This is a genomic window from Synechococcus sp. A10-1-5-9 (assembly GCF_047716785.1).
Classification (GTDB): Bacteria; Cyanobacteriota; Cyanobacteriia; order PCC-6307; family Cyanobiaceae; genus Synechococcus_C.
This window is the reverse complement of the sequence record NZ_CP180406.1, coordinates 490056-514704: the sequence shown is the minus strand read 5'-3', so window position 1 is coordinate 514704 and position 24649 is coordinate 490056. Positions and strand designations below refer to the sequence as shown.

27 protein-coding genes and 1 other RNA gene are annotated in these 24649 nt (G+C 56.4%); 12 read left to right on the top strand and 16 right to left on the bottom strand.

The features are described 5' to 3' along the window. Positions 1–15: 15 nt before the first annotated feature. The gene (locus ACLM45_RS03035) at positions 16–549 is read right to left on the bottom strand and encodes a PAP/fibrillin family protein (protein WP_415410509.1); all 534 of its coding nucleotides are present in this window, start codon (positions 547–549) and stop codon (positions 16–18) included. A gap of 4 nt (positions 550–553) precedes the next feature. After that, positions 554–1024, bottom strand: coding sequence for a DUF427 domain-containing protein (locus ACLM45_RS03030; RefSeq protein ID WP_415410507.1), 471 nt, complete (start codon positions 1022–1024; stop codon positions 554–556). Positions 1025–1077: 53 nt separating this feature from the next. Here ACLM45_RS03030 and ACLM45_RS03025 point away from each other — a divergent pair, with 53 nt between their 5' ends. Continuing rightward, the gene (locus ACLM45_RS03025; RefSeq protein ID WP_415410505.1) at positions 1078–1779 is read left to right on the top strand and encodes an esterase/lipase family protein; all 702 of its coding nucleotides are present in this window, start codon (positions 1078–1080) and stop codon (positions 1777–1779) included. Between the two features lie 7 nt (positions 1780–1786). Here the strand turns inward: ACLM45_RS03025 and ACLM45_RS03020 are convergent, their stop codons facing one another. The 3 genes from ACLM45_RS03020 to ACLM45_RS03010 form a co-directional block, all read right to left on the bottom strand. After that, on the bottom strand, positions 1787–2392 hold the full coding sequence (locus tag ACLM45_RS03020) for a DUF1543 domain-containing protein (RefSeq protein WP_415410503.1): 606 nt from the start codon (positions 2390–2392) through the stop codon (positions 1787–1789). Further along, a complete protein-coding gene (gene chrA / locus ACLM45_RS03015; RefSeq protein WP_415410501.1) occupies positions 2389–3576 on the bottom strand; it encodes a chromate efflux transporter in 1188 nt (395 codons plus the stop codon). The genes ACLM45_RS03020 and chrA overlap by 4 nt, the downstream gene beginning before the upstream one ends. A 530-nt stretch (positions 3577–4106) precedes the next feature. After that, a complete protein-coding gene (locus tag ACLM45_RS03010) occupies positions 4107–4511 on the bottom strand; it encodes a hypothetical protein (RefSeq protein ID WP_415410499.1) in 405 nt (134 codons plus the stop codon). Between the two features lie 384 nt (positions 4512–4895). Here ACLM45_RS03010 and ACLM45_RS03005 point away from each other — a divergent pair, with 384 nt between their 5' ends. Beyond that, complete coding sequence (locus ACLM45_RS03005; RefSeq protein WP_415410497.1) at positions 4896–6143, top strand: acyltransferase family protein; 1248 nt, start codon at positions 4896–4898, stop codon at positions 6141–6143. Positions 6144–6235: 92 nt separating this feature from the next. On the opposite strand, the gene ACLM45_RS03000 is transcribed toward ACLM45_RS03005, so the two are convergent. The 6 genes from ACLM45_RS03000 to nadA all read right to left on the bottom strand — a co-directional run bounded on the left by ACLM45_RS03000 (position 6236) and on the right by nadA (position 13582). Beyond that, the gene (locus ACLM45_RS03000) at positions 6236–6553 is read right to left on the bottom strand and encodes a hypothetical protein (protein ID WP_415410495.1); all 318 of its coding nucleotides are present in this window, start codon (positions 6551–6553) and stop codon (positions 6236–6238) included. 464 nt (positions 6554–7017) lie between these two features. After that, on the bottom strand, positions 7018–9462 hold the full coding sequence (locus ACLM45_RS02995; RefSeq protein WP_415411335.1) for a ligase-associated DNA damage response DEXH box helicase: 2445 nt from the start codon (positions 9460–9462) through the stop codon (positions 7018–7020). A 40-nt stretch (positions 9463–9502) separates the two neighbouring features. Beyond that, the gene (locus ACLM45_RS02990; RefSeq protein ID WP_415410493.1) at positions 9503–11245 is read right to left on the bottom strand and encodes an ATP-dependent DNA ligase; all 1743 of its coding nucleotides are present in this window, start codon (positions 11243–11245) and stop codon (positions 9503–9505) included. Between the two features lie 26 nt (positions 11246–11271). Then, complete coding sequence (locus tag ACLM45_RS02985) at positions 11272–11550, bottom strand: DNA ligase (RefSeq protein WP_415410491.1); 279 nt, start codon at positions 11548–11550, stop codon at positions 11272–11274. A 106-nt stretch (positions 11551–11656) separates the two neighbouring features. Next, a complete protein-coding gene (locus ACLM45_RS02980; protein WP_415411334.1) occupies positions 11657–12634 on the bottom strand; it encodes a ligase-associated DNA damage response exonuclease in 978 nt (325 codons plus the stop codon). 15 nt (positions 12635–12649) lie between these two features. Beyond that, a complete protein-coding gene (gene nadA / locus ACLM45_RS02975) occupies positions 12650–13582 on the bottom strand; it encodes a quinolinate synthase NadA (protein ID WP_006041412.1) in 933 nt (310 codons plus the stop codon). A 112-nt stretch (positions 13583–13694) separates the two neighbouring features. On the opposite strand from nadA, the gene ACLM45_RS02970 reads away from it, so the two are divergent. The 4 genes from ACLM45_RS02970 to ACLM45_RS02955 are packed head-to-tail and all read left to right on the top strand — an operon-like array spanning position 13695 to position 16549. Beyond that, positions 13695–14486, top strand: a complete 792-nt coding sequence (locus ACLM45_RS02970; RefSeq protein ID WP_415410489.1) for a TIGR04168 family protein — start codon at positions 13695–13697, stop codon at positions 14484–14486. Then, positions 14486–15580: a hypothetical protein gene (locus tag ACLM45_RS02965; RefSeq protein ID WP_415410488.1), complete on the top strand. Its 1095-nt coding sequence runs from the start codon at positions 14486–14488 to the stop codon at positions 15578–15580. Before ACLM45_RS02970 ends, ACLM45_RS02965 begins: the two co-directional genes overlap by 1 nt. Continuing rightward, complete coding sequence (locus ACLM45_RS02960; protein WP_415410487.1) at positions 15580–15756, top strand: hypothetical protein; 177 nt, start codon at positions 15580–15582, stop codon at positions 15754–15756. The genes ACLM45_RS02965 and ACLM45_RS02960 overlap by 1 nt, the downstream gene beginning before the upstream one ends. Positions 15757–15805: 49 nt before the next feature. Then, a complete protein-coding gene (locus tag ACLM45_RS02955; RefSeq protein ID WP_415410485.1) occupies positions 15806–16549 on the top strand; it encodes an endolysin in 744 nt (247 codons plus the stop codon). Positions 16550–16582: 33 nt separating this feature from the next. Here ACLM45_RS02955 and ACLM45_RS02950 read toward each other — a convergent pair whose 3' ends face one another. Further along, positions 16583–17386 (bottom strand): TPM domain-containing protein, encoded by an 804-nt coding sequence (locus ACLM45_RS02950; RefSeq protein ID WP_415410483.1) that lies wholly within the window; start codon positions 17384–17386, stop codon positions 16583–16585. A 35-nt stretch (positions 17387–17421) separates the two neighbouring features. On the opposite strand from ACLM45_RS02950, the gene ACLM45_RS02945 reads away from it, so the two are divergent. Beyond that, positions 17422–18654, top strand: a complete 1233-nt coding sequence (locus tag ACLM45_RS02945; protein WP_415410482.1) for a class I SAM-dependent methyltransferase — start codon at positions 17422–17424, stop codon at positions 18652–18654. Here ACLM45_RS02945 and aroB read toward each other — a convergent pair. Further along, the gene (gene aroB / locus ACLM45_RS02940; RefSeq protein ID WP_415411333.1) at positions 18626–19729 is read right to left on the bottom strand and encodes a 3-dehydroquinate synthase; all 1104 of its coding nucleotides are present in this window, start codon (positions 19727–19729) and stop codon (positions 18626–18628) included. The two genes, ACLM45_RS02945 and aroB, sit on opposite strands and share 29 nt — an antisense overlap. Before the next feature lie 71 nt (positions 19730–19800). Here aroB and ACLM45_RS02935 point away from each other — a divergent pair, with 71 nt between their 5' ends. From ACLM45_RS02935 to ssrS, 3 genes are all read left to right on the top strand, one after another. Beyond that, positions 19801–20691 carry a carbohydrate ABC transporter permease gene (locus ACLM45_RS02935; protein WP_006041404.1) on the top strand — a complete coding sequence of 297 codons (891 nt, stop codon included), beginning with the start codon at positions 19801–19803 and terminating at the stop codon, positions 20689–20691. A gap of 73 nt (positions 20692–20764) precedes the next feature. After that, a complete protein-coding gene (locus tag ACLM45_RS02930; protein WP_415410481.1) occupies positions 20765–21943 on the top strand; it encodes a 5-(carboxyamino)imidazole ribonucleotide synthase in 1179 nt (392 codons plus the stop codon). Between the two features lie 2 nt (positions 21944–21945). Beyond that, a non-coding RNA gene (gene ssrS, locus ACLM45_RS02925) (6S RNA) lies at positions 21946–22129 on the top strand. Between the two features lie 3 nt (positions 22130–22132). On the opposite strand, the gene ACLM45_RS02920 is transcribed toward ssrS, so the two are convergent. Further along, positions 22133–22408 carry a DUF2103 domain-containing protein gene (locus ACLM45_RS02920; RefSeq protein ID WP_415410479.1) on the bottom strand — a complete coding sequence of 92 codons (276 nt, stop codon included), beginning with the start codon at positions 22406–22408 and terminating at the stop codon, positions 22133–22135. A gap of 78 nt (positions 22409–22486) precedes the next feature. Here ACLM45_RS02920 and ACLM45_RS02915 point away from each other — a divergent pair, with 78 nt between their 5' ends. After that, entirely contained in the window at positions 22487–22714 is a 228-nt protein-coding gene (locus tag ACLM45_RS02915) for a hypothetical protein (RefSeq protein WP_415410478.1), read from the top strand. 7 nt (positions 22715–22721) lie between these two features. Here the strand turns inward: ACLM45_RS02915 and ACLM45_RS02910 are convergent, their stop codons facing one another. Together ACLM45_RS02910 and clpS are read right to left on the bottom strand one after the other, a co-directional pair. After that, entirely contained in the window at positions 22722–24107 is a 1386-nt protein-coding gene (locus tag ACLM45_RS02910) for a BCD family MFS transporter (RefSeq protein ID WP_415410476.1), read from the bottom strand. A gap of 34 nt (positions 24108–24141) precedes the next feature. After that, complete coding sequence (clpS, locus tag ACLM45_RS02905) at positions 24142–24438, bottom strand: ATP-dependent Clp protease adapter ClpS (RefSeq protein WP_415410475.1); 297 nt, start codon at positions 24436–24438, stop codon at positions 24142–24144. A 70-nt stretch (positions 24439–24508) separates the two neighbouring features. On the opposite strand from clpS, the gene petN reads away from it, so the two are divergent. Next, positions 24509–24610 carry a cytochrome b6-f complex subunit PetN gene (petN, locus tag ACLM45_RS02900; RefSeq protein ID WP_006041398.1) on the top strand — a complete coding sequence of 34 codons (102 nt, stop codon included), beginning with the start codon at positions 24509–24511 and terminating at the stop codon, positions 24608–24610. Positions 24611–24649: the final 39 nt, after the last annotated feature.

Sequence of the window (24649 nt, the reverse complement as noted above, 5' to 3'; positions counted from 1 at the left end):
ATGTCAACGATGAGATTATTTGTCTTTTGGTCGTAGAAAAGAATCAATGCGCATCTCGCGGCGGCGCAGAAGAGCGAAGGTCGTGCCTGCGTTTCCCCTACAGATGCGCAGGATGTCATCCAGGGCTGTGATTTCAAGCCAGGCTGGGAATGATTGATTCACCTTTTTCATGAACTCCAGGCGGCCTCCTCCTGGCAACCCAGGTCCGACCCAGCCTCCTTTGCGGAAGCAGACTGAAACCCGGGTCGCACTCGCGATCGACAGCTCTGCCTCAACAGTGATCGCCGCTAACCCTCTGAGGGGACCATTGAGCCTGAGAACATTCATGCCTCGGCTGTGAACTGGGTCCAGGATCTGCAGATTGTCCAACCATGCCGCCTGTTTCAGCCAGGGTTGGCTTGCGCTGCTCCAGCGCAATTCCCACACCCCGCTGAGTTGTTCGCTCTGCTGATTGAGGTCTACATCAGACCCGGCTTCGGCGTTCTTGATCAAGTCTGGGATGGACGGGTCGTTGGGATGGTCTCTGAGGAGCTGAATCAGTTTGTCCATCGGATCAGATCAGCTCCGGGTGCATTGGATCGCCTTTGAATGGCCCTTGAACAGCTGATGTGATCCATCCACCGTAGAAACCTCCTGGCTGGGGGATCACCGGTTCAGCATTGACCCAGCATCCCTGCATCAAACCCGGATACAACGCAAACCAACCAGCAATGGCTTGAAACCCTGCTGTGGGTGATGGATAACGCCAAACAGCGCGATGAATCCTGCCCTGTGATGTCACCACATCGAAGTACTCCGCCACTCCTTTCCATTCGCAGAAACTTCGTCCCGCTGCGGGTGAGAGCAAGGCCATGTCCATCCCCGTCGGCGGCAAGTAGTAGGTGGGAGGGTGGTACGTCTCGAGCACGCGCTGGCAGCCCTTGCCATCGAAGAGCACCTCACCGGCGACTTTGATCAGAACGTGATCATCGGTTGGTTCCAGTCGTGGTGGTCGGGGGTAATCGGCGACGTTCTCTGGTGCCATGGCGTCGTCATCATTTGACCTGATGATGGCGCTGCCTCAGCTGCACCGGAGTGATGCGATCTGTCGACCCCCACCAGCCGGTGGTGATCCTTGGTGGATTTCTGATCACCGAGGAGGCCTATCAGCCGATGGCCGAAGCCCTGCGGCTCTCGGGGGTGGAGCACGTGGTGGTCGTTCCGGTCAGCCGGTTCGACTGGCTGCTCACCAGCTGGGGATTCGGCTGGCGACGTGTTCTGGATCGCGTCGCTGCCGCTGTTGATGCGTTGCAACCCCTCTCGGCAAGTGGTCAGGTCACGTTGGTCGGCCACAGCTCAGGCGGTGTGATGCTGCGTCTTTATCTCAGTGATGTGGAGTTCCAGGGTTGCCGATACGGCGGCTCTGATCGCTGCAATCGCCTGGTCACACTCGGTAGTCCCCATCAGGCCGTCCGAGCAACGCCCCTGCGCGCCATGGTGGACCGCCGCTTTCCGGGCTGCCATCACCCCGGCGTGGATTACGTGGCTGTAGCTGGCGCGTTGGATCTCAGTGGTTCGACAGCGTCAGCATTCAGTCGACGCAGTGCTTCCGGCAGCTACAGGAGCATCGTCGGGGATGCTGCAGTGGCAGGCGATGGCCTCGTTCCGGTCTCTTCAGCTCTGTTGAAGGATGCGCGTCATCTCGTGCTGAACTCCACCGCCCATGGTGGGCTGTTCGGTGCGCCCTGGTACGGAAGCCCTGAGAGCGTTCAGTCCTGGTGGCGGTTCGTTCAGGGTTGACGTTGGATCAGATCACTGCATCCGGCCTTGGCTTCGGCAATCGGCCATCAATGCGCCAGTAGCCGAACCAGTCAGGCTTCAGATCCGTCTCCGGTGGATTGGGTACTGACTGCAAACTGATTCGCCATCCGCCGATGCCGTCGATCGGCAGACAGTCATCGACGTCGCTAATGGACTCGATCCCATGGAGATCATCCTTGTGAACCTGTAGGGATTCCTTCAACCAACGGGCTTTGGCCCGTGCCTTGGCAGCCTGCTGAGATCTGGCCACCACCAGGCCGAATTGATGCTGTTCCTGAAGTGACTCACGTTGATAACCGCCGAGATTGACGAACCAAAGTCGATCGACAGGTTGCGTATTCGCTGAGGTCAGGAGTTTCTCTGGCATCGGTGCTGCAGGCAGCGGGCGCACTGCAAAGCCATCCACATGAGTGATGGCCTTGTAGCTGTCGACATGCAGACCCTTCTGCAAGCCGAACCATTCGCGCTTCAGTGCTGGAATGGTGTCTTCGATGCAAGACCCCACCATCCAGCGCACATCGTGGAGTTCCACGTGGCATGTCGCCGTGCGTCCTCCGAGGACGACAAGAAACAGGGTCGGTTGATCGGTCATGACGACAGGGCGAAGCCTCCCACCAGCCCGCAAACCAGAACGACCCGCCAGGCCGGTTGCTTCCAACCCACCAGCAGCAGAAAGGCCATCAACGCCAGACTGAAATCGGCACTGGACTTGATGCCAGCCAGCCAGACCGGCTGAAACAGTGCTGCAAGCAGCACACCCACCACAGCAGCATTGATGCCCTTGAGGGCGCGTCGCATCGTTGTTCGCTTCCCGAGGACACTCCAGAACGGCAGGGCGCCTCCAACCAGCAGAAAGGCTGGAAGAAACAGAGCCAGGAGGGCAAGCAGGGCGCCGCCGACGCCCTGCAACCCGCCGCGCAGATCAAAGCCGAGGAAGGCGGCAAAGCTGAACATGGGGCCGGGTACAGCCTGAGCTGCTCCATAGCCGGCCAGAAACTGGTCAAGGCTGATCCACCCAGGGGGCACCAGAGACTGCTCGAGCAGCGGGAGCACAACGTGGCCTCCCCCGAACACCAGCGATCCAGCCTGAAGAAAACCTGCCAGCTGCTGGATGGCCACCGGTCTGGCTTCTGCGGCAAGCCATGGCAGAGCTACAAGCATGCCGACCAACGCCACCAGAAGAAGAAGGGACACGCCTCTGTGCACGGGCACCTTGAGCAGTTCATGGCTCATGGAGCGATCGTCGGGGGGAGGCAACAGGGTGAGACCTGCGACCGCTCCGATCACTAGTGCCAGAAGCTGCACCCAGGCCAGAGGCACCAGCAGCACCAACACCGCTGCAAAAGCCATCAGGCTCGCTCGGTTCCGATCAGGTGCCAGCTTGCGCTGCATGCCCAGCACGGCCTGCGCCACCACGGCAACGGCGGCCACTTTCAAGCCCTGAACCCAGCCTCCGGCCAGCCAGTCCGGATTGGCTGACAGCACAGCGGACGCAAGCACAAGCAGGATCGCCGACGGAAACGTGAATCCAATCCAGGCCGCCAAGGCTCCTGGCCAACCAGCACGCATCAGGCCAAGGCCCATCCCTACCTGGGAACTGGCGGGGCCAGGCAGAAACTGGCAAAGGGCCACGAGGTCGGCATAGGCCGCGTCGGTGAGCCACTTCTCCCGTTGCACGAACCGCTCACGGAAATATCCGAGGTGTGCCACCGGTCCACCGAACGATGAGCATCCGAGCAGCAGGAATTGGCGGAACACCTCGACCACGCCTTCCATGGATGTTCCCGGATGTTTCACGTGTATTGGTGTGTTGTGAGGATTATCTTCCGCAACCTCGCTGGCGAACAAGGGCGTAGCCCTCCCACATCGATCGATAAGCGTCGGTTGCTCCAGCTGGAACAACTCCAGCCATGTTGATATAAGTTCTGTCTCGCATTTGGTCTTTGTAAGACTGAGGCATGGATGGATCCTTGAAAGCAGCGCATGTTTTGTCTGCAACTGCGACAGGGTCAATGACCGGTTGAGCCATCACGGGTGCACTCAAGGCGATGATAACTGCGGCGGTTGCAGTGCGATTCATTGATTATTGTCTAACTCTTCAACGATAGGAACCGATTGAGCTGCAGGACTCCATCGTGAAATCGATTAAAGCGGCTGTGTTTGCTAACAAGACAGCTGCTGTTTTGCAGCGAAGGACACCTTGTGCAGCGCTTTGAATCAAGGCTTTCCAGATGGCTGTCCATCAATGGAAGAATGCCATTTGAAAAGCCCTGCTTCGTAGAAACCACATAACATCGCGCTTCATTCTATTCATCGGATTCCCAATCCTCGATGTTCATTGAGTCGGTTTTTGGAAGTCGATCATTCAGACTGGTCAAGCTACAGCTTGATCGACCACCAATGGAAGGTTCCCTATTTGGGCAATTCGGATTGTTGACAGCACGCATGTATTGGTTACCCCATAACAAGGTGGCACGACCGGTTAACAGGCCATAGCGCCGATTCGCGCCTTTGCAGGTATGCCCCTTTCCAGCCAATTGAGGCTCATTTTGACCAAAAATGCCTTGGTATTGACAGACGATTGATCTGCATTGACCTGCACCTGAATAGGCGTAACCAGCAGGACACGAATTTCCCATTTCATTTTGCAGGCCAGGCCGGTTGGTTTGATCAACCTGCATAACTTTCTGTTGACTGACGTCAGTGGTCATCGCCTTAACGCATCCAACGTAGTCCTTGGCTTCAAGACACATTGCATGGATCTTGGGGTCGACTCCCTGGGCCATGGCAGATAAACCACCGAGTAAAAGAGCTGTGAGTGTGAGTGAAGATCTATTCATGCAAGCTTTTTAGAGATACGACTTGACGATTAAATATAAGAGTAATAGGGAATGAAAGGCTTGATTGACTGCCTCCTTGATGCGTAAAAATATAATCATAACACGATCGAGCTTTTTCAAATAAGCTTGACCGTGAAGATCGTTGGAACTAAAAGAAAAATAAATAACTCTATTGATAAGCGTATGCATCATCATCTCTTTGCTCTGTATCCTTGAAGTACTTAAGCGCGAAGTTGTACTCCTTAAGGCTTCATATTGTCCCTTGGACGAACTGACATTTCAGTTTTGCTTCGCTTCCATGGCGAAGTGAAGCCTTTTGCTAGTTTTATTGAAATCCGCTCGATGGTTGTTCGATTGTCAATGTCTCATAAACGTTTACTTTATCTGGACCAAATTAAGGCAGTCATAGTTGGTCTGGTCATTGCACTCCATGTTCCAGTTGCCTTTTTCCCGACGGGCTGGAGTGGGGTCCGTATTCCCATTGAAGGAATGGTAGGGGAAGGATTTATAGGATTCTTCAATTGGTACATCTACGCCATTAATTCTTTCATCATGCCAATGATGTTTTTAATTTCGGGTTATTTTGTTCCTCGATCAGTGCATAAGAAGGGAGTCGTGCAGTATTTAAAAAATCGCTCAATACGCATCGGTATTCCATTTGTTTTTGGTTTATTTATTGTCAATAACCTCTCACTTCTAATTGGTAGACTTTCTCCCTCGAGTCCATTAGAGTTTTTATCTCTGAGCGATATTCCATTCAACAGAATCGGCGTTTTGTGGTTTTTGCTAGTTCTACTTGTATTCGATTTGATTTATTGTGCTTGGGTTAAGTTAAGGGGTGATCACTATGTAGTCGATACAGCTATTCCAGTACCAACAATGCATTCATGGGTTATCAGTGCTGTCGTTTTAGGATTCATTGAGGTGGCTATGTCAACACAAACTGATCTCTGGGCCTTTTTGCGCAGTACACCTTTGAATGGACTGGGCTTTCAAGGAATGCATGTATTCACCTATGCATTTTTATTCTTTATTGGATGCAAAGCGTCGTTTCATCACTGGTTTGAGCGGATTGATCCGCATCTGGTCATAAAGTGGTTCCGATTGTCGATGTTTTTGCTTCTGAGCCAATTCGGTTTTTCGATGGTGCTTCTGAATATGACTTTGACTTTTAATACCGACATTTTTAAAAACCCAGCATCACTTATTTTGTTTGGACAGTTTATTTATCCTGCGATCGCATGGGGAGTCTTGTCGTATCTAATCATGTGGTTTCACAGGCATGAAGACTGCTTTGGGCAATGGTTGTCAGTTGCAGGATCGAACAGCTACGGGGCCTATGTGATTCATCCAATGGTGTTGGTGTTGGTTCTAATGGCGGTCGGCTTCATTGGACTCAATCCTTGGCTGACTGCACTCAATGCAATGGTTCTGACAACTCTTTTCTCGTTCGGTTTTGCCGGGCTACTCAGAAGGTTTCCTGTCGTAGCAAGGATCCTTTGAATGAAATGATCTTTAGAGTCGTTGTATACGCATGCTCAGTTCTCTACCATTTTTCAGTTTCTATTAACTTTTGTCTATTGAATGCGTTTGTCTTAGTCTCGTTGGCGCCAGTCATCCGGCTTGTCTTGGCTGAAGAATTGTGTAATGTCATCGACTCCTTGAAGGTTATTGCGATGGTTGCAAGGGTCGACAAAGCCGATGTCCATCTGATTCAAAAAATCATCAAAGTTACCAGGTTGCATGTTTGGTGTAGCCACAGTTCGCCTTGCCTTGCGCAGCATCTCACCTGCTGAGCCATTAGCTTTGGCCAGCTTTGACACCCAAATCATTTCATCAAGTTCAACTTCAACAGCTTTTGTTATTCGATTGCAAATCGACTCTAGTTTTAGTCGTTGTTTCGTGCTCAGCATACGACTTTGCTTGTAGATGAGCCAAGCCTAGCGAGCGTTATTTTAGGTTCAGTAAATTATGATGCACTTTTGATCATTGCTGCTTTGTGTGCTTTCGGTGATTGTCTGCGTCGTTTTGGCTGGTCATCCATAAGGTTATAAATTGTCTTTTTCTACGGCAGGGTGCGCCTCGAGGTTGATTGCGTTTTTGAAGTTCTTGTTTTGTGCTGATGCTGCTCAGTCAATTTGTTGAAATGTGCTGATTTCTGGTGCCTGCAATCGCTTTTGCGATAGCAAAATTGTCGGTTCATAATGTTTTTTAGGCAAGCTCTTTGTGACGCCTAGTGTACTCACTGGTTTTGACGCTTCTTTTGGTTTGATGCGGTATTGAGAGGTTATTGGTGGGCCTTGGCTGGAATGATTGATGGCTTGAAAATTAGATTAATGATGGTGTAGATGTGCGTGCCGTAGCGATTTGATTGGCGCTACTGCTCCTGGTTCAACGCTTCGCGCATCATCCGCTCCACGCGCTCCTGAACGGATTCGTTGGTCATGCGGTTGTTCAGCCTCTCCACGAGCAGGGGAAAAGCGAGTGGCCCTGGACGCGGCGTGGGGCAGTGCAGGGTGTCGCCCTTGCGTATCCGTTGTAGAGCGGATCGCAGGCGAGGGAGCTCGAGCTGCTCCTGCAGCACCTCGTCTCTGGCCTGGCGGAGCAGGAGGTTGTTGGGTTCGTGTTTGCTGAACACTTCCCAGAGCAGGGAACCGCTGATCTGCAGTTGGCCGGTGGATTTGTTCTGGCCCGGGAATCCCTGCACCAGCAGTCCGGCCACCTGGGCAATGCTGCGAAACCGGCGTCGGCACAGTTCCGAAAGGTTCAGGGCCTGCTCCAGATCCTCTTCCAGCGTTGTGTCATCAAGGAGCTCGTCGAGGTGGTCCTCCAGCAGCTGGTCCATCGGATAGCCCCTCGGAGCCAGCAGTTCAAATCCGTAATCGTTCACAGATACGGTGATCGTTCCCCGCTGAACGCGCGTGAGGCGCGTTGCCCAGAGAAAGCCAAGCCCTTCATGCACAAACCTGCCCTCAAAGGGATAGGCGTAAAGGTGCATCCCCTCCCGGGTTCGGCAGGTTTCGATCAGCAACTGTTCGCTTCCAGGCAGGGTGGAGAGATCCATCTGCCGCTCAAATAAGGGCTCAAGCGCTTTCAGTTCCGGTGTGTCGAGCTCGCCGCGCCCGGCCCGGGCTACTTCTTCGCGCAGATGATGGGTGAGCAGATCAGACAGCGACATCTGCCCACCAGCCCAGGCCGGTACAGCAGTGCTTTTCTTGGTGGTGCTCTTTACATATGCGGTCATCTCCCTGAGGCGCACGAATTCCAACTGGCGTCCGGCAAAGAAGAACACATCCTTGGGCTTGAGCTGGCTGATGAAATTTTCTTCGACGTGACCGAGCACCGAGCCACGCACGAAGCGCACGCGAATGGATGGAGCGGAGGTGATCGTGCCGATGTTGAAGCGATGCAGCCTGGCAATGGCGTTTTCACGGATCACGAAGCGTCCGTCGTCTGTGGCTTCCAACTTTCTGTAGCGGGGGTAAGCCCCGAGGCAATCGCCTCCCTGCTCGAGAAAGCGCAGGCACCACTGCCAGTCGCTCTCGCTGAGGTGTCGGTAGCTGGCCGTGGTGCGAATCGCATCCAACGTTGATGCAGGCTTGAAGCCCGGGCCGCAGGCGAGTGTGGTGAGGTGCTGAAGGAGCACATCGAGCGGTGACTTGGGTGGCCGTCTTTCTTCCACCAAACCGTTTTCCAGTCCGCGACGCACGGCACTGAGCTCAAGCAGCTCCAAGGCGTTGGTTGGCATGAACAACACCTTCGATGTGCCACCGGGCAAGTGGGCCGAACGCCCGGCTCTTTGCAGCAGGCGGGCCAGATTCTTGGGAGATCCGATTTGCACCACCTGCTCAACCGGCTGAAAATCAACCCCCAGATCCAGGGAGCTGGTGCAGACCACCCAAAGCATGGACCCTGCTTTCACCGAGGCTTCAATGGCTTCGCGTTCGCTGCGATCCAAAGCGCTGTGATGGAGAGCCAGCAGGCCCTCCATCTCAGGGCAGGCGTAGCGCAGGCACTGAAACCAGCGTTCCGCCTGGTTGCGGGTGTTGGTGAACAGCAGTGTGCTGGTGGTGGGGACCAGGGATCCGACAAGGTCTTCGTAACGTCTGAGGCCGAGATGGCCTCCCCAGGGAAAGCCATCGATGCTGTCCGGAAGGATGCTGCTCACACTGAGGCCCCGCTTCGGCGCTCCGGTGATCAGACAGGGATCGCAACGGACTCCGAGGGCATGCCGTGCCGACTCCTCCAGATTGCCGATGGTGGCGCTGATGGCCCAGGTCTGAAGCGCGGGGCGTTGTTGTCGCAACCAACTGAGCGCTAATTCGGCCTGAATCCCTCGCTTGCTACCGATCAGTTCGTGCCATTCATCGAGGATGACGCTGTCGAGAGTTTGAAAGAGACGCTCGCAGTGGCGACCAGCCAGAAGCACGCAGAGAGACTCGGGCGTGGTGATCAGAATCTCCGGAGGCGTTTTGATCTGGCGTGAGCGCTCGGCTGTTGGCGTGTCTCCATTGCGGATGCCGACCCTCAAAGGCCATTGCATGGCATCAATCGGTTGCTGAATTGCCAGAGCGAGATCACGGCTCAGGGCGCGCAGGGGCGTGATGTAAAGGAGTCGAACGCCTTTCTGCTCAGAAGGTGCCTCGAGCATGCGAGCGATCGAGCCCATCACGGCGGCGTAGGTCTTCCCAGACCCGGTTGGAACCTGGATCAATCCGCTCTGACCGCTCAGGTGGGCGTTCCAGGCCCGTCGCTGGAACGGCATGGGCGTCCAGCCTTGACGCGCAAACCAGCGCTCGATGGGAGTCAGGAGATCAGTCAGATCAGAACAACCCTGCCAACGGCGACTTCATCAATCATTCTTAAATTCTCTTTAGACCATTTTGGTGAGTCATTTGTTCTGACTGGATTCTCAGATCTTCGTTTTCGCAAAGCTGCTTCGCCTGCTCGAGCGAATCGGCACTTTCAGCCGAACGGTCTTGGCGCCAACGCAGAATTCTGGGAAATCGAACTGCCAGTCCACATTTATGTCGTTTGGATGGCTGAATGCCTTCGAAACCGACTTCAAACACCAGCTCCGGGTTCACAGAGCGGGTGGGTCCGAAACGCTCCCGCGTGTTTGAGCGAATCCAGCGATCGAGATCGAGAATCTCTCGGTCGCTTAGGCCGGAGTAGGCCTTGGCAAAGGTCACGAGTTGATGTTCTTCAGGATCTGACGATCGACGGTCCCAGAGCGCGAAGGTGTAATCGGTGAACAGATTGGCCCGGCGTCCACGTCCTGCCTGGGCGTAGATCAGCACCGCATCCAGGGTCATGGGATCGCGCTTGTGTTTCCACCAGTGACCGCGTTTGCGCCCACTCAAGTAGGGGGACTGCATCTGTTTCAGCATCAGCCCTTCAGCACCTTCATTGACGGCACGCTGGCGAAGGGTGTCGAGGTTCTCCCACGCGCTGAGCGTCTCCCCGGCGCTGATACGTAACTGTCCCGCAGATCGGGCCTTGTTCATTGGGGAGAGGAGTTCGTCCATCGCGATCAAACGCTCTTCAAGCGTTCTGCTGCGACGATCCTGTCCTTGGCTTTCCAGCAGGTCATAGGCCACGAAGCAGATCGGGCACTCCTCACGGAGTTTGCGGCTCACACTCTTGCGTCCCAGACGGCGCTGCAGATCACTGAAGGGTCGGGGCCGATCCGCATCGACTCTCCAGCAGATCACTTCGCCATCGAGAACCGTGTCATCCGGAAGGGAAGCCGCCATCTCGATCAGCTCAGGAAACTGTTCATTGATCAATTCCTCTCCACGACTCCATAGATACGTTCCGGATTCGCGCTTGATCAGTTGACCCCGGATCCCATCCCATTTGTGTTCCACCCACCAGTCCTTGGCTTGCGTGTCCCGAAGGGTGTCGCTCTGAAGGGGGCTGGCCAGAAAGAAGGGATAGGGGACCGGTCCACGATTGACCCGCTCCGCTTCTGGTGCTGCCGTCAGTCCTTCAAACCAGCGTTGCGACGGCTCCTGTGGTGCCATCAATCGTTCCAGGACCAAAGCCTCCTCAAGCGAAAACCCCTTGGCGATCGCTTTGACCACCAGCCCTCTGGCAACTCCGATGCGGAAGCCTCCGGTGAGCAGCTTGTTGAACAGAAAATGGCGCTCGTCAGGCAGGGTGCTCCAGATCGTGAGCAGCGCGGCGCTCTGGAGCTGGGGTTCAAGCGCAGCCAGCGCCGGTAGCAGCTGTTCCATCCACCAATGCAGTGGTGGATGGGTCTCAATTGTGCTGATCCAGTGTTTCAGCGTGGAATCAACCGACTGTGGCGGGATCGCCCCCTTGAGCTGCGGCCAGAGCAGGGCCAGCGTTTCAGCGGAATCACCGACGTGACTCTGGCAATCCTCGAAGAGCCAGTCGGGAATGGCGTCGCAGGCCTGAAGAACGTCCCGAAGCCGGCGACCGGTCATCAGTCGCCTTCGTTTTTCGCCCATGAGCAGCAATGTGCTCCAGGCGTTGTCGTGGGCGTCGCCGGCGTGCAGATGCTCGGCGATCAGGTCAACCTTGCGCGTCGTGCCTGTGGATTGATCCAGGCTGTCAATCAACGTGGCGAAGGCATCCATAACCGTGCAGACAGCCTGCGAGCCGCTCAGAAACTCCAGCGATTGAGGTTGCTGTTCTCAGGTCCAGTCACTTGCACATTGCATCCCGGCACCGACAAAGCAGCACGGTTGAAGCCTGTTTCGTTTGACTTTACGTAGCTCCGATCGGCATAGCGCCATAGAGCCTGCTGGACCTCCGCGAGCGCTGTTCCGATCCGATCTCTGCTGAGCACAACTTCTTTTAAGCCCGTGCAGATGTCCGTCGCTGCGGACTTGCCATCAGCGGGGAACACAACGCTGTTGATCTGTTCAATCGTGATGGTCACTGTCTAAGCCGCCATCGGTGAAACCAGGACAACCAAAGTGGTACCGGTCCCCACCAGAGCAAGACGTCTGAGCAGCATCGTGAAGAAACGGTGCTCCGACCTTAGGTCAGCTGAGCTGTTCAAGGGGGCGGGCATCGAGCCCATGGCGCTCCCTCAGAAACCGCGACAGCACATCGTTTTGGCCGTGGGTCACGTAAATCGTTCTGGCTCCGGAGTCGAGAACGGTGCGGATCAATCCCTGCCAGTCGGCATGGTCACTGAGCACGAAGCCACGTTCGTAGCCGCGGCGTCGACGTGCACCTCGCACAGCCATCCAGCCCGAGGCGAAGGCTGTCTGGGGGGAACGGAACCGACGCATCCAGGCGGAGCGATGGGCCGATGGCGGAGCAAGGATCAAGCGTCCGGCAAGAGGATCTTTGCTGGAAATGGCGCTCACTGGCCGGCTTGGCGTCATGGCGATTCCGGCTTCTCGGTAGCTGCGGGTCACGGTTTCCACGGCGCCGTGAAGCAGCACCTCGTCTTCAACGCCGATGGCGTGCAGCTCCGCCATCAACCGTTGAGCCTTTCCGAAGGAGTAGCAGAACAGCAAGGATGGATGCTCCTGTTCCCCCTGCCACCACGCTCGAATCTGTTCAGCAACGCGGTACCCCGGCTCCCAGGCATAGATCGGCAGCCCGAAGGTGGCCTCGGTGATCAGCACATCGCACGGCACCAGCTCAAACGGTTCACAGCTTGGATCGTCACATCGCTTGTAGTCACCGGTGACCACCCACACCTCACCTTCCACGCACAGGCGGATCTGGGCAGAGCCGAGCACATGCCCGGCACTGTGAAACGACACGCAGGCCTGGTTGAGCCAGAACTGGCGGCCGTAGGGCATGGCATGGAGAGTGATCTCCTGCCCAAGGCGTTGTCTCAGGACTCCTTCGGATGAATCAACAGCCCAGTATTCGTGGCAGCCAGGCCTGGCATGATCAGCGTGGGCATGGGTGATCAGCGCGCGTCTGACAGGTCTAGACGGATCGATCCAGGCATCAGCAGCGCGGCAATAGAGACCGCTGTCGGTGTGTTCGAGAAGCGGCATCCCCACCAATGCCGTTCAGCGACTCATCTCGAGCATGCGGCGGATCGGAGCCTCGGCATCAGAACGGAGCGATTCCTCCATGGCGATCTGAGGCGCAAGGTTTTCAAGACAATCGCGCAGCTTCTCCAGCGTGTTCAGACGCATGTAGGGACAGGCGTTGCAGCTGCAGCCATCGAGTCCTGGTACATCGATCAGCGTTTTGTCCGGCACCCGCTGCTTCATCTGATGGAGAATCCCCGGCTCAGTCAACACAATGAAAGTGTCGGAACAGCTTGTTTGTGTGTAATTGAGCAGTTTGCTGGTGGAGCCGATGAAATCGGCCAGATCCAGAAGATTCTCCTGGCATTCCGGGTGAGCGATCACCTCAGCTTTGGGATTCTCGAGCTTCAGGCGTAACACCGCCTCTTCACTGAAGGTTTCATGGACGATGCAACGTCCTGGCCAGAGGGTGAGGTCACGGCCGCTCTGGCGCTGCACCCAACGGCCGAGATTCTGATCTGGAGCAAACAAGATCGGCCGGTCGGCCGGCAGCTGATTGACCAGGTCCACAGCATTGCTGCTGGTGCAGATCAGATCACTCTGTGCTTTCACCGCCGCGGTGCAATTGATGTAGCTCACCACAAGGTGATCCGGATGCTCAGCGCGGAATCTGGCGAATTCATCGGCTGGACAGTCATCCGCCAGGGAGCATCCCGCGTCGAGGTCCGGCAGAACAACTGTTTTTTCTGGACTGAGGATTTTTGCGGTTTCAGCCATGAAATGAACGCCGCAGAACACGATCACATCCGCATCGGTGCTTGCCGCTTTTCGTGAGAGCTCGAGGGAATCGCCGATGAAATCAGCGATGTCCTGGATTGCCGGCTCCTGGTAGTAATGCGCAAGGATCACAGCGTTGCGCTCCTTGCGGAGTCGGTTGATCGCCGCAACAAGGGCGGTGTCAGCGCTCATCTGAGCCTTCTGGGGCAGGATGGACTCAGCCTAGGCAGTTGCTCTGACGACGCTCCGTCTCGCCATTGCCGGAGATCTGCACGGTGACTGGGGAGACCGTGATGCTGAGCTGGTGGAGCAACTGGGCGCCGATGCCCTCTTGTTCGTGGGTGATCTCAGTGATGGTGACCTGAGGCTGGTCAAACGGATCAAGCAGCTGGCCTGTCCGGTGGCGGTCATCCTTGGCAACCATGATCGGGGCAAAGACCGTAGTGGTGCTCTTCTCCAGCAGCAGTTGACTCTGCTGGGCGAACTCAACTGTTCATGGGCACTCCGTTCCTGGCAGGCCCCTGCTGTCGGCATTGTCGGCGCCCGTCCCTGCAGCGCCGGAGGAGGGTTTCACCTCTCTCACGCGGTTCAAGCTGTGTTCGGTCCGGTGACGGAAGAGGAATCAGCCAGGCGGATCGTTGCAGCCGCAGGTCGTGTTCCCGACGACTGGCCGCTTGTGGTGCTTGCCCATAGCGGTCCCACTGGGTTGGGGTCTGATGCTTCGAGTCCCTGCGGGCGGGACTGGAAACAACCGGCGATTGATTGGGGTGATCGTGATCTTGCGTTGGCCTTGGATCGCATGCAACGGCGGCGGCGTGCTGATCTCGTGGTGTTTGGGCATATGCACCACCATCTGCGCGGGGGTAAAGGCGAACGCATCACCTTTCACCGCGACCGGGTGGGCACGCTGTACGTGAATGCAGCCTGTGTCCCACGCACGGGGGTGGATGCATCGGGGCAACCCCTCCATCACTTCACCTGGGTTGAATTTGATGGCACCCTGCCCACGCTGGTGAGTCATCGCTGGTATAGGCCGCAGGGGGACCTCGCTTACGAACAGACGCTCCACCGCCTGAGCGCGCGGGGACCCGATTGATGTTGATCTATGTCTGCATCAGCAGTCATGGTTTTGGCCATGCAGCCCGCCAGGCCGCCATGCTGCGGGAGCTGCATGCGCTCTGTCCCGACTGGACCTTGGTCATCAGCACGATGGTGGATCGCTGCTTCCTCGAGCTCGTTTTTCGGGACCTTCCCGTGGTGCTTCGTCCTGTGCAATGGGATGTGGGGATGCTCCAGGCCGATGCTCTCGGTGCTGACCCGGCCGCCACTCTGAAGGCGTTGCAGGATCTGGAGGATGCCCTGCCCCAGCGGTTGGATCAGGAAGTGGCTTGGATATCCAACCAGGAGACGCCAGTGCTCGTTATCGGCGATATTCCACCCGTCGCAGCTGAGCTCGCCGAGCGGCTGCAGGCTCCATTGGTCTGGATGGGTAATTTCGGTTGGGATGATATTTACACACCTCTCGGATCCGCCTTCGAGGGATGGGTCCGCCGCGCGCAGGAGTGCTATCAACGCGGGTCCTTGCTGCTGCGTTGCCCGTTCTCCCTGGCGATGAACTGGCACCTGCGGGAAATCAGTTTGACGTTGGTCGCTGCTGAACCCAGGTCCCTTCCCGCAGCGTTTGAGGCCGAGTTGCAAAAGGACTCATTTCCGAACGTGCTGGTGGGCTTCGGAGGGCTCGGACTGGGACTGGAGCCTTCGCTGTTTACGCGTTGGCCTGATCATCGCTTCTTGCTCAACAGGCCGCGGAATCCCGATCTGAGAAAGCATCTCGCGTTGATCAACAACGTGACCTTGCTCCCCGACGACGTTCGCCCCCTGGATGTGATGCCCTACTGCAGGCGACATCTCGGAAAACCGGGTTTCAGCAGTTTCTGCGAGGCCATGGCAGCGGATCTGGGACTGCATGTGGTGGAGCGTCAGGGATTCGCCGAAGCCGAAACCTTGATGGAAGGGCTCAGGCAGCACGCGTCCCATCGCATTCTTCGGCGGGAGGAGCTTGAATCGGGTTGCTGGGGATTGGATCAGCCCTTGCAGCCGCCCACCCACGGCAGGCTTGCTTCCACTGGTGCGATTGAGGCCGCCAAGGCTGTGAAGAGAGTCGCAATCGATACTGTTCAGCGGATCTGATGGCCTCCATAGGCCTGGCTTATTTCTGCTGTGATCGCAGTGCTGATCTGGCCCTGCTCGGGGTCGAGGCAGCTGGTCGGGGGTTGGACGATTTGCGGCGTGTCACAGGTGATCTAGGTGGCAACCCCGCTATTCGACACAGTCAGGCCGTGTTGTTCTCAACATTGGAGTTCTGAATCTCGCTTTTAAAGCGTTCATAACTTCCTGTTCTACGGCTTCATCTGCATGACTTCCCTTGCTCGTTTGATCTGTCGTGTTCTTCCGGCGGTATCAGCAAGCGTCTTGCCCTTGTTGTCTTTATCAGCTCCTGCGTTTGCCGTTCTTCCTCCGGTGGGGAACGATCGTTCTCGTCTGGTGATGCTTCCTGAGGAAGCCCAGATGTCGGCTCTCCCCTACGTCATCACCCCGGAACGTCGGGCGATGCTCAACACCATTCGTTTTGCAGAGGGAACCTGGAAGGGTGGCCTCGATCTGGGTTACAGGGTGATGTTCGGTGGTGGACTGATGCGATCGTTGGATCGTCATCCCAACAGGGTGATTTATTCCTCCCGTTATGCCAGTGCTGCAGCGGGTGCTTATCAGTTCATGCCCTTCACCTGGGATTTAGTGAAGCGCAGCCTCGGCGTTCGTGGTTTCGGTCCGGAAGTTCAGGATCAGGGTGCGCTGTTTCTGATTCAGCGCCGCAAGGCTTTGAGCCTGACCGATACAGGTGTCATGACACCGATTCTTGCGGCCAAACTGGCCCCAGAATGGGCATCCTTTCCCACACTGCGCGGACGCAGCTATTACGGGCAGCCCGTGAAGCGTTTCACCAATCTCAAAGGTTTTTACAACTTGAATTTGGCCCAGCTGCGCCAGATTCGTGATGCCAAGAGAGAATCCTTGTCGGCCGATTCTTCTCAAACTGATTCCGGCATGCCGAAAGCCCCTGTTTGCACAGGCCCCACCATTCTTTGTGACATGCCCTGAGGAAAATCCTCAGGGATCGATGCATTTCACCCCTTAATCGTTTGATTCACTTAAACGTCGGCCCACCGTTGCTTGCGCGATTAAATACGCACCAACCGCCCCTCCGATGAATCCCATGGCGTTGCGGATGAGAGGTAGGAGCTCACTGGTGCGTGTCACGACCGGAGCGATCCCGAAGACCCCAAACAGCATGATCCAGAGAGGAGAAAGGAGCAGTAACCACGCCCACGCCACACGCTCCCCCTCCTTGCGTGGATAGGCCGCAAAGCCGGCGATCAAGCCTCCGAGTACTGAGGTGCTGAGTGTCCAGAGCCATTGCTCGGTGGGAAGACCGGGAACCACCTGGCAACCACCGCGGTCAAGACAGAGTTCCACAGCATCAATCGCGGCGATGAGCGATCCATCCTCGCCATGGTCACGCACGTAGTACTGATTTCCATAGCGCGTTTGCAACTCGACCCACCAAGTACGGGGCATCAGGGCGAAGAACGCGTCGCCCACGTTGAAATTGAGCAGATTGCCGCCGCGGGGATCCCCCACCATCAGCAAGCTGCGTTCATCGAGCCCCCAGAATTCCTTCACAGCCAATCCTGGGGTGCGTTCGTATTGGGTCAGAACCCTGATCTTCCAGCCGCTGCGTTGCTCGAAGGCATCCAATGACACTTCTAGCGATTGCAGTTCCTTTGCACTGAAAATTCTGGCCAGATCAATCACAGGGGTCGGGTGATCCGGAAGCAGTTCAGGGTTGTCGATGGCCTGTACGGGTGCTGCAAGCAGAAGCAGCAGAGGAAGGATTAGAACTGCCGCCCAGCGACAGAGTGTTCGGCGGAAGCCCATGATCGTCAACGTCTGCCCGCCATTCTCACCAACTGATGGTCTCGGATGTGTGCTGCCCAGCCTGGTTGCTGGACCGACTTCGGCAATCCGGAGGAGAGGTTCCCTTCTCACTGTTCATGCACTGGGCCCTTCACGACCCCGACCATGGGGCGTATGGATCGGGCCGTCTTGCGGTCGGGCCGGAAGGCGACTTCACAACATCGCCATCCCTCGGGGAGGACTTCGCTGAACTGCTTGTGGATCAGCTGGTGGAGTGGCTTCAAGCCCTGGCTGAATTCCATCCTGATGACCGCCTCTCAGTGGTGGATGTGGGCCCGGGTGAAGGCACTCTCACCGCCCAGCTCATCCCCCTGCTTCTCAGCAAGGCACCTGGATTGGTCGATCGTTTGGACTGCGTTCTTGTGGAGTGCAACCCAGGCATGGAACTGCGGCAGAAGCAGCGCCTAGGCGCTAGCCCTGCCATTCCCTGCCGCTGGAGTTCACTCGAGGACTTACGCCTCAACCCCTTGGTCGGCGTTGTGGTGGCACATGAGCTGCTGGATGCTCTCTCCGTTGAGCGGTTGGTGCTCAGATCCGGAACCTTGCAACGTCAGATGGTTCGTCTCCGAGACGAGGGTTCCTCAGCACAGATTCATCTGGCGGAGGGGCCGTTCGATGGAGAGCTCAGGGCACGGTTCCAGAGTGAATGTGATCGCTCAGGAATGGTGATCCCACCCGTTGGAGCCGAGGATGGCTGGACCACGGAATGGCATGCATCCGTTGCCCCCTGGATGCGTGATGCCGCTGCGGCAGTGAAACAGGGTGTGCTGCTGGTGGTGGATTATGCCTTTGAAGCTGATCGCTATTACACCTGCCATCGCAGCGATGGAACGTTGCTGTCCTATCAACAGCAGGTCGCAACCAATGATGTCCTTCGCAATGCCGGTACCCAGGACATCACGGCCCATCTCTGTGTGGACGGTGTGGTTGCAGCAGCTGAAATGCATGGCTGGATGTTTGAAGGACAACGCCGTCAAGGGGAGGCTCTTCTTGCTCTTGGCTTGGCCGAACGATTCAGTGCCCTTCAATCCCTTCCCGCTGCGCAACTGGGAGAGGCACTGCGCCGTCGAGAAACTCTGCTGCGCCTGGTGGATCCTTCCTGTCTCGGTGACCTGCGCTGGATGGTGTTCCATCGGCAGAACGAAAGACCAGAGAATGCCCTCGGGCAACTCAGCCGTTTACTGCGGGATCCTCAACAGGTCAGTGCTGGCCCTCTAGACACTGCCTGACGTCGTCATCACTGATCTGATCACTGATTAGCACCGATCCAATGGCATTCGGCACGACAAATCGCAACTGCCCGTGGCGGACCTTTTTGTCAGAGCGAAGTGTGTCAAGCACTCTGTCGATTGCCAGTGAAGGCCATTGGGTGGGTAGCCCGGCCTTACGGATCAGGGTCAACTGACGTTGCTGATCTGACTCCGTCCAGAGGCCTTTGATGACGGCAAGATGACCAACAGCTGCCATTCCGATGGCAACGGCCTCACCATGCAGCCACGTGCCATAGCGCGTGAGTGTCTCCACGACATGACCGAAGGTATGGCCGTAATTGAGAATCGCCCGGCGTCCGCCTTCCCGTTCATCGGCGGCAACCACTGCAGCTTTGGCCTGAGCGGATCGCTCGAGAATCATCTGCAGCAACTCCTGATCCATCCTGCCTGGCTCGCTGAGATCGTCAGCCTGTTCGAGACGATCAAACAGTTCAGGATCGCCGATCACTCCGTATTTGATCACTTCCGCCATCCCAGCACGGAACTCCCTTGTGGGCAGTGTTCTCAATGTGAGGGGATCAATCAACACCAGCGATGGTTGATGAAATGCCCCAATCAAGTTTTTTCCACAGGCATGATTGACTCCGGTTTTGCCTCCGATCGAGGCATCCACCATCGCCAGAAGTGTCGTGGGAACCTGCACCACCGGGATGCCTCGTAGCCAACAGGCAGCAGCGAATCCAGTCATGTCACCCACCACTCCGCCACCTAGGGCCAGCATCAAGGAGGTGCGTTCCAGACCATTCCGTTGTGCGGCGTCAAGAATGATCCTGAAGGTGTCGAGGGTTTTCTGCTCCTCGCCAGCATCGATCTGGAGGAGCACCGGCCTAAAACCTCCTGTCTCGAGACTGGTCAGGCATTGAGCGGCGTAGTGATCGGCGACATCCGGGTTGCTCACCACAAGAATTCGGGTGCCTTCTCGCACTTGCAGCGCAGAGATTGCGTCACCCACATGGTTGAGCTGTCCCCGACCGATGATCACGTCATAGGGGTTGCGTTCGAGGGCAACACGGATCCTGGCTTGTGGTTCCATTGCCGTTGTTGTCTCTGGGGTGATGGTCACTGACCCTATCCTCAGCACGAAACGTTTCGGGTTGGATTTTGATGAAATCCGAGGTTGATCGCAGCAGAACCCTCACGGCCTGGGGCTTTCTGAGTCCTGCGCTCATCCTGCTTGGTTTGTCGGTGCTGATTCCAGCCGCAATGGCGCTGGTCATGAGCTTCACGCAAACTGGTCTTGATGTTTCAGAACCTTTGCGTTTCATCGGATTCGCCAATCTGCGGCGGTTGGCAGGCGATCCGATGTTCTACAAAGTTCTAGGAACGACTTTGTTGTATCTCTTCGGCGTTGTACCACCGATTGTTCTCGGTGCCCTGAGTTTGGCTGTGCTTGTGAACAGGGCGATTCCATCAATTCACATCATCAGGGCTGCTTTTTACACCCCGGTGCTCGTTTCGATTGTTGTTGCAGCCATCGCCTTTCGATGGCTTTATGCGGAAAACGGACTGATCAACGGCTGGCTCGGCGCTCTCATCGGCTCTGGATTCATTCCGATTGATTTCCTCACCAACCCTCTTCTGGCGCTTCCTTCGGTGATGTTGGTCACGCTGTGGAAAGGATTGGGTTACTACATGGTGATTTTCCTGGGCGGACTTCAAGGGATTCCTGCTGAGCTGTATGAGGCAGCTGAACTCGATGGCAGTGAAGGCTGGAGGAAACATCTTGATATCACCCTTCCTCTGTTACGCCCATATCTCACTTTGGTTGCAGTGATTTCAGCGATTGCAGCCACCAAGGTATTTGAAGAGGTGTTTCTGATGACTCAGGGTGGACCTGCAGATTCCACACGCACGCTTGTTTATTACGTCTACGACCAAGCGTTTGCGGAGCTTGAGATCAGTTATGCCTGCACAATCGGTCTGGCTCTATTCCTGATCGTCCTGTTGCTGTCAGCCGTTCGACTGGCCTTCACGGATGATCGTCCACTCATCTGAATCATGTGCTTGACCGAATCAGCTGTCCAATCTCCGCTCGGATGGCAAGCTTCAGGTTGAGCAAAGAACTGACATGGGCAGCGCTGACGGCGCAATCGGTGTGATTGGGGGCGGGCAGCTGGCCCGCATGCTGTCGGAGGCGGCTTCTCTCCGCGGCATTGATGTGTTGGTTCAAACCTCGTCCGAGGACGATTGCGCCGTTGCTGCATCCAGCCGATTGGTGAAGGCTTTGCCGACCGACCAGGACGCCACCCGAGAATTGGCTCGCGATTGCAGTGGCATCACCTTCGAGAATGAATGGGTGTCGGTGGACGCCCTGATGCCTCTGGAACGTCAGGGTGTCAGCTTTGTTCCTTCGCTGGCCAGCTTGGTTCCCCTCGTCAACAAACTCTCCCAGCGCCGACTTCTCGACGATCTCTCCATTCCCAGCCCTCGATGGATCTGTCTGGCTGAGATCAACCCAGGCTCGCCAGCTCTGCCTCCTGGCTGGAACTTCCCCGTCATGGCCAAGGCTGCGTCCGGTGGGTACGACGGAAAGGGCACGCAAATCATTGGCAATCTCAATGATCTGGCCCATCTCATGCGCAATGTCCGAGCACAGGACTGGTTGCTCGAGGCATGGGTCCGCTTTGAACGGGAGCTGGCTCTCGTAGTCAGTCGCGATCGACATGGTCGTATCCGCCATCTGCCAATGGTGGAAACCCAACAGAAGAATCAGATCTGTGACTGGGTTCTCGCCCCTGCCGAAGCGGAACCCCTGCTGGAAGCAACCGCTTACAACATCGCGGCCTCCCTGCTGACGCGCCTGGGATATGTGGGTGTGATGGCTCTGGAATTTTTCTACGGACCGGAAGGTTTGTTCGTGAACGAAATCGCTCCGCGCACCCATAACTCCGGTCATTTTTCCATCGAAGCCTGTTCCAGCAGTCAGTTCGATCAGCAGCTCTGCATCACGGCAGGGCTACCCGTTCCTTCAACAGAGCTCGTGGTGGAGGGCGCTTTTATGGTCAACCTTCTTGGCTTGCCAGAAGCTGAGGCAGGTGATGGCCACTCAGACCTCAACGAACGTCTTGGCAAGCTTCGTGCGATACCCAATGCCCACGTGCATTGGTATGGAAAGCAGGAACTACCTGGCCGCAAAGTGGGTCACGTCACCGTTGTGCTGCATGAGCACAACGCAGGGACCCGTCGCCAAACAGCGATGGCCATCCTTCGCCAAATCCGAGAAGTGTGGCCGAATCCCCTAAATTGAACCGTGAACTACCCCGTTGGTGACAGCCTTTTTCTAGTGCTCTGATCTGACTCTCTTTCGACTTGGGGCAACTGTCGTGATGGTGCCGTAGACCGGCCTCGTAGCCGGAAACGAAGCCTCACTTTGTCGCCCCTTCTGGTAACTCCAGGTCGAACACTGGGGCTTGCACGGCTGGGTGGTTCACCCCTTTCAAGGGCTCGATTCGTCAATCCTTACCCGTAATTCCTCTTTGCTCAGCGGTGTCACGACAAAGACTTCCTGAACGGTGGAGCCTCTGCGGGCCATGACCTTGAATCCCCCTTGCACCGGCGTTGAGATTCGAAGCTGTAAAGCTGTGCAGCGACCTCTCACGCGACTGATCACACCTGGAGTGATCGTTTGAATGGCAGGATCAGCAACCAACACCTTGAGCCAGGGGATCAGACCTTCCAGGTAAGTGCTGTGCGTGATTACCAGGCGTCCCACAACCAGACCAACAATGCGAAACAAGTTGGTCGAAGCTAGGGGATTTGGCTACAGAGAAGACAGCGATGCTGTCCTGACATGCTCCGATCTGTTGACAGACTTCGTCTTGAAGTGACCGCCCCACTCCGGGATCGCTGCGGTCCTCAGGCCCGAGTCTTAACAGCGGAGGTTCACGGTGATGAAGTCAGGGGGCTGGCTTTCTGTCCTGGGAAAGTGATGCGGTATGTGTTGGTCGCTCAGAATCAGAAATTGAAAACCACGGAACTGCTCAAGCTCACCCGAGCCAGCCGCCAACCGGCTGCCTGAGGTTCGATCAATCGAGCTCGCTGGTGAGAACGGAGGACAACGCCTGCTCGACTTTGCGTTGAAACAGATTGGTATCAACGCGGAGCAGCATCACACCTGCGATGAGAAGCCCGATGGCTTGCACGATGAAGACACCTGCATAGGCACTGAAACTGTTCTGAGATCCGGTGAATTGACCAAAGAAGCTGAGGAGAGCCCCACCGCCGATGGTGGCCAGTCCCCGGGCATAAGCCTGTGCAAGCCCCCAGACTCCGATGAATGTTCCTGCCATCAGCGGAGAGGTCAGACCCAGCATGAGGGTGAGACTGGCATTCGTGCTAATCCCGGCAGCCGTACCAAAAAGAAACAGCGATCCCCTGAACAGAGGTTCAGATCCCATGCCGCCGGCCACCACCATGAGAAGCACAAAAACCGCAGACAGGAGACCTCCCACCAAAGCTGTGCGTTGAGCACCGAGCCTGGGCACAAACAGAAAGCCTGTCGTGGCAATCCCGAGCAACGTTCCGATCCCCCAGATGGCATTCAGCCTTGTGGTGGCGCAGACATCCATTGCGAAGGTCGCTCCTGCGTAGGGCTCTAGGACGGCTTCTTGCAGGAAGAGCGAAAACGTGAAAAGCGATAACACTGCAAAGAAGTAGCCCACCTGTGGTGAGGATCGGAGAATTCTCCAGGACACCGCCAGTGAGATCTCCTGATCCGTGCTCTGACCTTCACCAATCCGATTGCTTTTGGTGATTCTTGGCTCAACGCCAGTGATCGCGACCAGCACGAGGCCAAAGATCACGATGGGGGCGACTGTGATCAGTCGCCTCACCCCATCAATGACATCCGTGAGTTCCGAGCTTGCACAGGAGGAGCCCAGAAAGGAGCTCAAGAGGATGGCACCGACAACAATCCCAACCATCAGCATGGACCAGACGATCGAGACCAGAACTGGTCGTTGCTTGTCGGTGCTCACGTCGACCAACAGTGCCGCAAATGGTGTTGAACTGGCGGAAATCGCCAGGCCATAGAACAGAAAGACGACTGCCAACAACAGCCCTCGTCCGATGACAGCGGAGGCGTCATCGAGCATGGATGCAGCAGCGATCCAAAGAACCAGCCGTCCTGCGATCCAGGTGAGCACGCAGAATGCAGCGGCTCCGCCAATGATGAAGGGGGTTCGGCGAAGTCCCTTCCAGCGGCAGCGATCCGATCGTTGGCCGAACCACACGCGAGTAAAAGCAACGAGCTGTTGTGAGCCAAGGGCAAGGGCCGTCAACGCTGCAGGCACGGCGAATTCTTCAATCAGAAGCCTGTTGAAGATCCCCAGGGTGAGAACTGATAACGCTCCAAGACAAGCCTGAAAAAGACCCAGACGAAAAGCGAGGAAAAAAAACCGGGCCGAACCCACGTGGTCGATCGCATGCCAGTGAACCCTACGATCACTAGCAACGTTCGATTGGAGCCATCGTTAGGCCATCAGCTCCCAGTTGCTGGTGGTAAAGCTCCGCTTGCTCGAGAGGGCCACACCAGACCTCTGCGGCACCTTCTCCATCGATACGACGTGCCAAAGCCCAGGCTTTGTCAGTGTTCATGCCAGGAATGATCCTGCAAAGACTCTCCACAACATGCTCGAAGGTGTTCACGTCGTCGTTGAGGACGATCACGCGAGCTTGGGGGTAGCGCAGCGCTTGCCGATCCCGTTCAAGAACGGTGGAAACGCCCGGTGATGACGAAGTCATGAGAGCTCGTGAACAACTGGCCTGATCCACCAAATACATTAGGTAAACTCAGAGCACTCTCGTTTAAGACATGCTGTTCACCCTGGCCTGGGCTTCTCTCGCAGCTGTTTTCAGTTTCTCGATCGCCATGGTGGTTTGGGGTCGCAACGGAGACGGCACGCTGAACTTCTGAGGTGTTCAACACAGTTCAAACCCAGTTACTGAATCAAGG

What these genes read in the sequence shown, in the direction of transcription:
- ACLM45_RS03000 (WP_415410495.1), bottom strand. Translation starts at nt 6,553, where the DNA reads ATGCTGAGCACGAAACAACGACTAAAACTAGAGTCGATTTGCAATCGA.
- nadA (WP_006041412.1), bottom strand. Translation starts at nt 13,582, where the DNA reads ATGAGCGCTGACACCGCCCTTGTTGCGGCGATCAACCGACTCCGCAAG.
- ACLM45_RS02980 (WP_415411334.1), bottom strand. Translation starts at nt 12,634, where the DNA reads ATGCCGCTTCTCGAACACACCGACAGCGGTCTCTATTGCCGCGCTGCT.
- ACLM45_RS03035 (WP_415410509.1), bottom strand. Translation starts at nt 549, where the DNA reads ATGGACAAACTGATTCAGCTCCTCAGAGACCATCCCAACGACCCGTCC.
- clpS (WP_415410475.1), bottom strand. Translation starts at nt 24,438, where the DNA reads ATGACTTCGTCATCACCGGGCGTTTCCACCGTTCTTGAACGGGATCGG.
- ACLM45_RS03010 (WP_415410499.1), bottom strand. Translation starts at nt 4,511, where the DNA reads ATGACCACTGACGTCAGTCAACAGAAAGTTATGCAGGTTGATCAAACC.
- chrA (WP_415410501.1), bottom strand. Translation starts at nt 3,576, where the DNA reads ATGGAAGGCGTGGTCGAGGTGTTCCGCCAATTCCTGCTGCTCGGATGC.
- ACLM45_RS02990 (WP_415410493.1), bottom strand. Translation starts at nt 11,245, where the DNA reads ATGGATGCCTTCGCCACGTTGATTGACAGCCTGGATCAATCCACAGGC.
- ACLM45_RS03030 (WP_415410507.1), bottom strand. Translation starts at nt 1,024, where the DNA reads ATGGCACCAGAGAACGTCGCCGATTACCCCCGACCACCACGACTGGAA.
- ACLM45_RS02930 (WP_415410481.1), top strand. Translation starts at nt 20,765, where the DNA reads ATGGGCAGCGCTGACGGCGCAATCGGTGTGATTGGGGGCGGGCAGCTG.
- ACLM45_RS02965 (WP_415410488.1), top strand. Translation starts at nt 14,486, where the DNA reads ATGTTGATCTATGTCTGCATCAGCAGTCATGGTTTTGGCCATGCAGCC.
- aroB (WP_415411333.1), bottom strand. Translation starts at nt 19,729, where the DNA reads ATGGAACCACAAGCCAGGATCCGTGTTGCCCTCGAACGCAACCCCTAT.
- ACLM45_RS03020 (WP_415410503.1), bottom strand. Translation starts at nt 2,392, where the DNA reads ATGACCGATCAACCGACCCTGTTTCTTGTCGTCCTCGGAGGACGCACG.
- petN (WP_006041398.1), top strand. Translation starts at nt 24,509, where the DNA reads ATGCTGTTCACCCTGGCCTGGGCTTCTCTCGCAGCTGTTTTCAGTTTC.
- ACLM45_RS02955 (WP_415410485.1), top strand. Translation starts at nt 15,806, where the DNA reads ATGACTTCCCTTGCTCGTTTGATCTGTCGTGTTCTTCCGGCGGTATCA.
- ACLM45_RS02935 (WP_006041404.1), top strand. Translation starts at nt 19,801, where the DNA reads ATGAAATCCGAGGTTGATCGCAGCAGAACCCTCACGGCCTGGGGCTTT.
- ACLM45_RS02945 (WP_415410482.1), top strand. Translation starts at nt 17,422, where the DNA reads ATGGTCTCGGATGTGTGCTGCCCAGCCTGGTTGCTGGACCGACTTCGG.
- ACLM45_RS02960 (WP_415410487.1), top strand. Translation starts at nt 15,580, where the DNA reads ATGGCCTCCATAGGCCTGGCTTATTTCTGCTGTGATCGCAGTGCTGAT.
- ACLM45_RS02950 (WP_415410483.1), bottom strand. Translation starts at nt 17,386, where the DNA reads ATGGGCTTCCGCCGAACACTCTGTCGCTGGGCGGCAGTTCTAATCCTT.
- ACLM45_RS03025 (WP_415410505.1), top strand. Translation starts at nt 1,078, where the DNA reads ATGCGATCTGTCGACCCCCACCAGCCGGTGGTGATCCTTGGTGGATTT.
- ACLM45_RS02915 (WP_415410478.1), top strand. Translation starts at nt 22,487, where the DNA reads ATGCTCCGATCTGTTGACAGACTTCGTCTTGAAGTGACCGCCCCACTC.